Below are 7,282 nucleotides of genomic sequence, written 5' to 3'. Positions count from 1 at the left end.
GGCGCGGGGCCCCGCGCCCGCTGACGGCCGGGGACCGGCCGCGGCTCAGGAGCCGGCCGCGGCCCCGGCTGCTGCTGCCGGTCGTGCTGCTCGTTCTGGCCGCGGCGGCCTGGTTCGGCCGCGGGCAGCTCTCGGAGCTGTTCACCTTCACCCAGGACCGGACCAGCGATCCCAAACCGCTGCACGCCGATCAGTTCCGCGGCTCCAGCCAGGCACCCGGGCATACGGCCCATGCGGCCTTCGACGGCTACAACAACAAGTACTGGGCGCCCGCCACCGGCGGCCCCGCCGACGGCCAGTATCTGGAGGCCGACTTCGACCAGCCGGTGCGGCTGCTGAAGCTGCTGATCACCTCCGGGAGCTCGGCGAAGGAGGCCGAGTTCCTGACCCAGGCGCGGCCCTCGGAACTCACCGTCACGCTGGTCTCCTCCGAGGGGAAGCGCAGCACCAAGACCCTCAAGCTGAACGACAAACCCGGCCAGCAGACCTTCGACGTCCCGGGGACGGAGGTCACTCGGGTACGGCTGACGGTCGGCGGCGCGTACGGGGTCCGGTCCGATCGCCGGGTGGCCATCGCCGAGGTGGAGTTCTTCGGCCGGCGGTGACAGGTGACGCCCGGCGCCCGGCGGCCCGGCGCCCGGTAGCCCAGCGCCCGACGGCCCGGCGCCCGACGGCCCGGCACCCGGCGGCTCAGCCCGTGGACCAGACGCGGCGCAGCTGTTCGAAGCGGGTGGGCAGCGGGGGGCGCCGGGCGGCGTAGGTCGCGTTCGTACGGTGGACGAAGCGGCGCCAGGAGAGCACCAGGCCCTGGCGGGTGATGGGCAGCCCGGCGGCGACCGTGACCCCGTTGTCATGGGTGTGGTGCACCGTCAGCAGCAACGCCCTCGGCACCGTCCCCTCCAGCTCCACGCACAGCTCCTGACGCACCCGCAGCCACCGCCGCAGCACCATGACCGTGCCCGGATCCAGGCCGTGGCGGCGCGGGACGCGGTGCTTGCCGTGCTCGACGGCCACCGAGCCCGCGTCCAGGTCCAGCGCGTCGGTGGTGCAGCGCAGCAGGTCCCCGTACCGGGCGCCGGTGGCCCGGGCCAGCCCGACCACCACGGCCAGCCGCACCGTCTCCGGCCGGGTGCCCTGCTCCATCGCCTGCACCGACAGCAGCCGCCACACCCACTCCGCCTCGGCGTCCGACACCACCGGCCGCGGATACCGGTCGCCCGCTGGTTCTCCCGCTGGTTCCCCCGCCATCCACGCCCGCCTCTCCGGATCCGACCATCAGGGCCGCTTGGCACACTATTTCTCACACCTTACTTCCCACCGGGGACGGCGGATATTCCCCCGGGCCCCGATGTGGCGCGGCCGGCGGGGCCGCGCGGTACGGTCGCCGGGTGCGGTTGCTGCTGATGTCCGACACCCATGTCCCGCTGCGCGCCAAGCAACTCCCCGAGGAGTTGCTGACGCAGGTGGCGCGCGCCGACGTCGTGATCCACGCCGGGGACTGGGTCGACACCGCCACCCTCGACCTGCTCGAGGCCCGCTCCCGGCGGCTGATCGGGGTCTACGGCAACAACGACGGCCCGCCGCTGCGGGCGCGGCTGCCGGAGGTGGCGTACGCGGAGCTGGGCGGGGTGCGCTTCGGGGTCGTACACGAGACCGGGGTGGCGCGGGGGCGGGAGGCGCGCTGCGCCGCGCGCTTTCCCGAGCTGGATGTGCTGGTGTTCGGCCACAGCCACATCCCGTGGGACTCAGTGGCCGAGGAGCGGCTGCGGCTGCTGAACCCCGGCTCCCCCACCGACCGGCGCCGTCAGCCCCACTGCACCTATATGACGGCCGAGGTGTCGGCGGGCCGGCTGACCGGCGTGGAACTGCACCGGCTGCCGCCCCGCCGCTGACGAGACAGCGCGCGGGATCACTCCTGATCGGCGATCACGGGATCACTCCTGATCGGCGCTCAGAGGGGAGACCGGCCGCTCGAAGAAGGTCTCCAGCACCACCGTGGCCCGCGTCCCGCTGACTCCGTCGATCTCGTAGAGCCGGCGCAGTACATCCTGCAACTGCTCAGTGGTCGCGGTCCTGACTTTGACCAGCACCGATGCGCTGCCGGCGATGACGTGCGCCTCCAGGATCTCGGGGAGCGCGGCGAAGCTCTCCGCGGCGTCTCCCATCCAGGAGGTGGAGTCGACCGTCACGTAGGCCAGCACACCGCCCCCCACCGCCGCCGGGTCCACGTCGGCCGCGGTGCGTCGGATCACACCGCGCTCCCGGAGCTTCCGCACGCGTTCATGGGCGGCGCCGGCGGAAAGGCCCACGGCCCGGCCCAGCGCGGCGTAGGACTGGGTGGCGTCCTGCTGGAGCCGTGCCAGCAGGGCGCGGTCGATGTGATCCATTGCATTCCATTCAGTAGAAATCTGCGATGACCATATCTCATTCGGTCATCTATGCTTCTTGCCGGAGGAGATCCGATCTTCCACGGAAGGGAGAGGTGCCTGTGAACAGCGAGCGCCCCGCGCTGTACGAGATGTTCGACGACCGGTTCCGCACCGGACGGTGCATGAGCGGCGATGCCGGCCTCGAGGTCCTGTACACCGGCTGCCGCTGGGCCGAGGGGCCCGTATACATGCCCGCCTGGCGGCAGGTGATCTGGAGTGACATCCCCAACGACCGGATGCTGCGGTGGGATGAGGAGACCGGCGCGGTCGGCGTCTTCCGCCGCCCGGCCGGGCACACCAACGGCAACACCCTCGACCGCGAGGGGCGCCTGATCACCTGTGAGCAGGGCAACCGCCGGGTGACCCGGACCGAGCACGACGGCACGGTCACGGTGCTGGCCGACCGCTGGCAGGGCAAGCGTCTGAACAGCCCGAACGACGCGGCGGTGAAGTCCGACGGCTCGATCTGGTTCTCCGACCCGGACTTCGGCATCACCAGTGACTACGAGGGCTATCGCGCCGAGAGCGAGATCGGCGCCAACAACGTCTACCGGATCGACCCGGGCAGCGGCTCGGTGCACCTGGTCGCCGATGGCTTCGGCGCGCCGAATGGCCTGGTCTTCTCGGCCGACGAGCGGCAACTGTTCGTCTCCGACACCCGGGCCGGCTTCATCCGCGTCTTCGGCGTACGCGATGACGGCACGCTGTCGGACGGCGAGATCTTCGCCGAGGCCGCGGCCCGTTCGGCCGCCCGCTTCGACAACCTCCGTTTCGACGACGGCGGGCGACTCTGGGCGGCCGCGATGGACGACGGCGTGCACTGCTACGACCCCGACGGCACGCTGATCGGGCGGCTCGACATCCCCGAGACGGTGGCCAACATCTCCTGGGGCGGCGCCAAGCGCAACCGTCTCTTCATCACGGCGCAGACCAGCCTCTACTCACTGGTCATGGGCGTCACGGGCACGCATCCGACCGGGCCGGGGCCCAGGCCGTGAACTTCCGGTCGATCTATCAGCACGGCTTCGCGCGTGTCGCCGCGTGCACCGGCCGCACCGTCATCGCCGACCCGCACGCGAACGCCGAAGCGGTGCTGCGCCAAGGGCGCCGGTGCGCGCGCGAGGGGGTCGCGGTCGCCGTCTTCCCCGAGCTCTGTCTGTCCGGCTATTCGATCGAGGATCTGCTGCTGCAGGACGCGTTGCTCGACCAGGTCGAGGCGGCGCTCGGGGCGGTGGTGGCCGGGTCGGCGGATCTGCTGACGGTGCTTGTCGTCGGCGCCCCGCTGCGCCATCGCAACCGGGTCTACAACTGCGCCGTGATGGTGCACCGAGGCCGGGTCCTCGGCGTCGTGCCCAAGTCCTATGTGCCGAACTACCGGGAGCTCTACGAGCGGCGGCAGATCGCCGCGGGCGACGACGAGCGCGGCGGGACGATCCGGGTCGACGGCGCGATGGTGCCGTTCGGGGTGGACCTGCTCTTTGCGGCGCAGGACGTCCCCGGGCTCGTGCTGCACGCGGAGATCTGCGAGGACATGTGGGTCCCGGTGCCCCCGAGTGCGGAGGCGGCCCTGGCGGGCGCGACCGTGCTCGTCAACCTCTCGGGCAGCCCGATCACGGTCGGCCGGGCCGAGGACCGGCGGCTGCTGTGCCGCTCGGCGTCCGCGCGCTGCCTCGCGGCGTACGTCTACGCAGCGGCCGGACTGGGCGAGTCGACCACTGACCTGTCCTGGGACGGCCAGACCATGATCTACGAGAACGGTGTGCTGCTGGCCGAGACCGACCGGTTCCCGCTCGACGACCGGTACGCGGTGGCCGATGTGGACCTCGACCTGCTGCGGCAGGAGCGGCAGCGCATGGGCACGTTCGACGACAACCGCCGCGCGCACGCCGCGCGCACCGGCGGCTTCCGGCAGGTGCCGTTCCGGCTGGGCCCGCCGAGGGCCGACCTGGGGCTGCGGCGTCGTGTCGAGCGCTTCCCGTTCGTGCCCGTCGACCCCGACCGGCTCGCCCTGGACTGCTACGAGGCGTACAGCATCCAGGTCGCGGGGCTCCAGCAGCGGCTGGCGACGATCGGCGGCCCGAAGGTGGTCATCGGGGTGTCCGGCGGCCTCGACTCCACGCATGCGCTGATCGTCGCCGCCCGGGCGATGGACCGCGCGGGCCGCCCGCGCGGCGACATATTGGCCTTCACCCTGCCCGGCTTCGCCACCAGCGACCACACCAAGGACAACGCCCACAAACTGATGCACGCGCTCGGCGTCACCGCGGCCGAGCTGGACATCACGCCGACCGCACGGCTCATGCTGCGGGAGATGGGCCACCCGTTCGCGTCAGGCGAGCCGGTGTACGACATCACCTTTGAGAACGTGCAGGCCGGGCTGCGCACCGACTATCTGTTCCGGCTGGCCAACCAGCGCGGGGGCGTCGTGCTCGGCACCGGGGACCTGTCGGAGCTGGCGCTCGGCTGGTCCACCTACGGCGTGGGCGACCAGATGAGCCACTACAACGTCAACGCCGGTGTGCCGAAGACGCTGATCCAGCACCTGATCCGCTGGGTCATCGGCAGCGGCCAGTTCGACGAGGAGACCGGCGCGACCCTGGCCGCGATCCTCGACACTGAGATCAGCCCGGAGCTCGTGCCAGGGAAGGAACCGCAGTCCACCGAGTCCCAGATCGGCCCGTACGCGCTGCACGACTTCACGCTCCACCACGTGCTGCGGCACGGGTTCCGGCCGTCGAAGATCGCCTTCCTCGCCTGGCACGCCTGGCACGACCGGGACGCCGGCGCCTGGCCGCCGGGCTTCCCCGAGGCCGAGCGGGTGGCGTACGACCTGCCGGAGATCCGGCACTGGCTGGAGGTCTTCTGCCGCCGCTTCTTCGCGTTCGCGCAGTTCAAGCGATCGGCCATGCCGAACGGGCCGAAGGTCTCGGCCGGCGGTTCCCTCTCGCCACGCGGTGACTGGCGCGCGCCGTCCGACGGTACGGCCGAGGCCTGGCTGCGAGACCTCACCCGCTGCGACACCCCGGGCACCTGACGGCAGCCGGTGCTCAGCCCACATGCACATGCGGGCGCCGGGCGCGGTCCGGCTCGGCCTCGCGCAGCACCTCGCGGGTGACGGGCGCGACCTCCCCCTGCCCGAAGAGGAAGAACCGCAGGAAGTTGGCGAGGGGGTTGCCCTCGGTCCACTCGAAGTAGATATGGGGCCGCTGGCCCGTCACATCCCGTACGTGCAGCAGCATCCCGGCGAGCGCGTTGGGAATGGAGGAGCTGACCAGCGTCAGCACGCGGTAGCGGCCGTGCAACACCTCCCCGCACACATGCAGCTCCGTCTCGAACTCCGACGGGTCCGAGACGGTGACCTCAACGAAGATGAAGTCTTCCTCGGCCGGCAGGTCGTTGTCGTCCCGGATCTGGCGGAGCTTGTCGCGGTACTCGGCCAGGTCGCGGCGGTCCGGCTCGTTGGCGATGAACCGGATGGTGCGATGGGCGATGTCGCGTACGAACCGGTCGGCCATCGGGTCGAGGTCCACCTGGGTGACGCGCAGTTCGAAGGCGCGGGCGACCCGGGACATCAGGGAGAGCCCGATGATCCCGGCGATGAAGCAGGCGCCGATCTTCACACCGTCCGGCCGCTCCACGACGTTGGCCGCCGTGGTGTACACGAAGACCGCCGCGATGGTGGCGAAGACCGCGGTCCAGCGGCGCTGTCCGGCCTTGTGCGCGGCGATGGTGACGGCGATGGCGGCGGAGGCGATGAGCACCAGCACCCCGGTGGCGTACGCACCGCCCTGGGCGTCGACATTGGCGTCGAAGATCCAGGTCACCAGGAACGCGATGAGGATGAAGACCAGCACCATGGGCCGCACCGCGCGCGCCCAGTGCGGCGCCATCCCGTACCGCGGCAGATAGCGGGGCATCAGGTTGAGCAGCCCGGCCATCGCCGAGGCGCCCGCGAACCAGAGGATGACGATGGTGGAGACGTCGTAGACGCTGCCGAAGCCGTTGCCCAGGTGTTCATGGGCCAGATAGGCGAGGGCGCGGCCGTTGGCGGCCCCGCCGGGCTCGAACTCCCGGTGCGGGATCAGCAGGGTGGTGATGAAGCTGGTGGCGATCAGGAAGACGCTCATGATCAGCGCGGCCGTGGTCAGCAGCTTCTTGGTCCTGTGGACCCGCCCGACCGGGCGCTCCTCGGTGTCGCCAGGGTCCCCTTCGACATGCGGCATGACGGCCACGCCGGTCTCGAAGCCGGACAGGCCCAGCGCCAGCTTGGGGAAGATGATCAGCGAGATCCCGATCATCATCAGCGGGTTGCCGTGCTCGGCGGTCAGCGCGCGGGTCCAGTCCGAGACCACATGCGGCTCGACGAGCACACGTTGCAGGCCCACCACCACGACGACCAGATTCAGCGTCAGATAGATGCCGACCAGCACCACCGCCAGCCCGATGGCCTCCGTGAAGCCCTTGAGGAACACGGCGCCGAGCAGAGCGATCAGCACCAGTGTGACGGCCACCTCGTGGCCGTGGAGGGCACCGCCGACGTTGGGGTTCTCGATCAGGTGGGCGGTGGCGTCGGCCGCCGAGAGGGTGATGGTGATCAGGAAGTCGGTCGCCGCGAACCCCAGCAGGACCAGGACGAACAGCTTGCCCTGCCAGAACGACAGCAGCCGCTCCAGCATCGCGATCGACCCCTGGCCGTGCGGGCTCTCCTCGGCCACCCGCCGGTACACCGGCAGCGCCCCGGCGACGGTGACCAGCACGAGCACCAGCGTGGCCACCGGGGAGAGCACACCCGCCGCCAGGGCGGCGATGCCCGGCTGGTAGCCCAGGGTGGAGAAGTAGTCCACACCGGTCAG

Annotated in this window: 7 protein-coding genes; 4 read left to right on the top strand and 3 right to left on the bottom strand. The window is 71.1% G+C overall.

The features are described from left to right. Positions 1 to 605 (top strand): discoidin domain-containing protein (locus tag CCN51_RS20570; protein WP_245881656.1); only part of this gene is annotated, 605 nt, incomplete at its 5' end. A gap of 85 nt (positions 606 to 690) precedes the next feature. Here the strand turns inward: CCN51_RS20570 and CCN51_RS20565 are convergent. Beyond that, complete coding sequence (locus tag CCN51_RS20565) at positions 691 to 1,248, bottom strand: tyrosine-type recombinase/integrase (RefSeq protein WP_055414060.1); 558 nt, start codon at positions 1,246 to 1,248, stop codon at positions 691 to 693. Positions 1,249 to 1,388: 140 nt separating this feature from the next. On the opposite strand from CCN51_RS20565, the gene CCN51_RS20560 reads away from it, so the two are divergent. Next, on the top strand, positions 1,389 to 1,892 hold the full coding sequence (locus CCN51_RS20560) for a metallophosphoesterase family protein (protein WP_086859955.1): 504 nt from the start codon (positions 1,389 to 1,391) through the stop codon (positions 1,890 to 1,892). A 42-nt stretch (positions 1,893 to 1,934) separates the two neighbouring features. On the opposite strand, the gene CCN51_RS20555 is transcribed toward CCN51_RS20560, so the two are convergent. Then, complete coding sequence (locus CCN51_RS20555; RefSeq protein WP_014181543.1) at positions 1,935 to 2,387, bottom strand: Lrp/AsnC family transcriptional regulator; 453 nt, start codon at positions 2,385 to 2,387, stop codon at positions 1,935 to 1,937. Positions 2,388 to 2,488: 101 nt separating this feature from the next. Here CCN51_RS20555 and CCN51_RS20550 point away from each other — a divergent pair, with 101 nt between their 5' ends. Both CCN51_RS20550 and CCN51_RS20545 read left to right on the top strand, forming a co-directional pair. Beyond that, positions 2,489 to 3,427, top strand: coding sequence for an SMP-30/gluconolactonase/LRE family protein (locus CCN51_RS20550; protein WP_014181542.1), 939 nt, complete (start codon positions 2,489 to 2,491; stop codon positions 3,425 to 3,427). Then, a complete protein-coding gene (locus tag CCN51_RS20545; RefSeq protein ID WP_014181541.1) occupies positions 3,424 to 5,463 on the top strand; it encodes an NAD(+) synthase in 2,040 nt (679 codons plus the stop codon). Before CCN51_RS20550 ends, CCN51_RS20545 begins: the two co-directional genes overlap by 4 nt. A 13-nt stretch (positions 5,464 to 5,476) precedes the next feature. On the opposite strand, the gene CCN51_RS20540 is transcribed toward CCN51_RS20545, so the two are convergent. Beyond that, positions 5,477 to 7,282 (bottom strand): APC family permease (locus CCN51_RS20540; protein WP_107426021.1); only part of this gene is annotated, 1,806 nt, incomplete at its 5' end.

The sequence above is a fragment of the Streptomyces milbemycinicus genome, from assembly GCF_002154605.1.
GTDB classification, from domain to species: domain Bacteria; phylum Actinomycetota; class Actinomycetes; order Streptomycetales; family Streptomycetaceae; genus Streptomyces; species Streptomyces milbemycinicus.
The sequence above is the reverse complement of the archived record's forward strand: the minus strand, read 5'-3'. Positions and strand labels throughout refer to the sequence as shown.

Coding starts and splice junctions, on each gene's coding strand:
- CCN51_RS20555 (WP_014181543.1), bottom strand. CDS start 2,387: ATGGATCACATCGACCGCGCCCTGCTGGCACGGCTCCAGCAGGACGCC.
- CCN51_RS20565 (WP_055414060.1), bottom strand. CDS start 1,248: ATGGCGGGGGAACCAGCGGGAGAACCAGCGGGCGACCGGTATCCGCGG.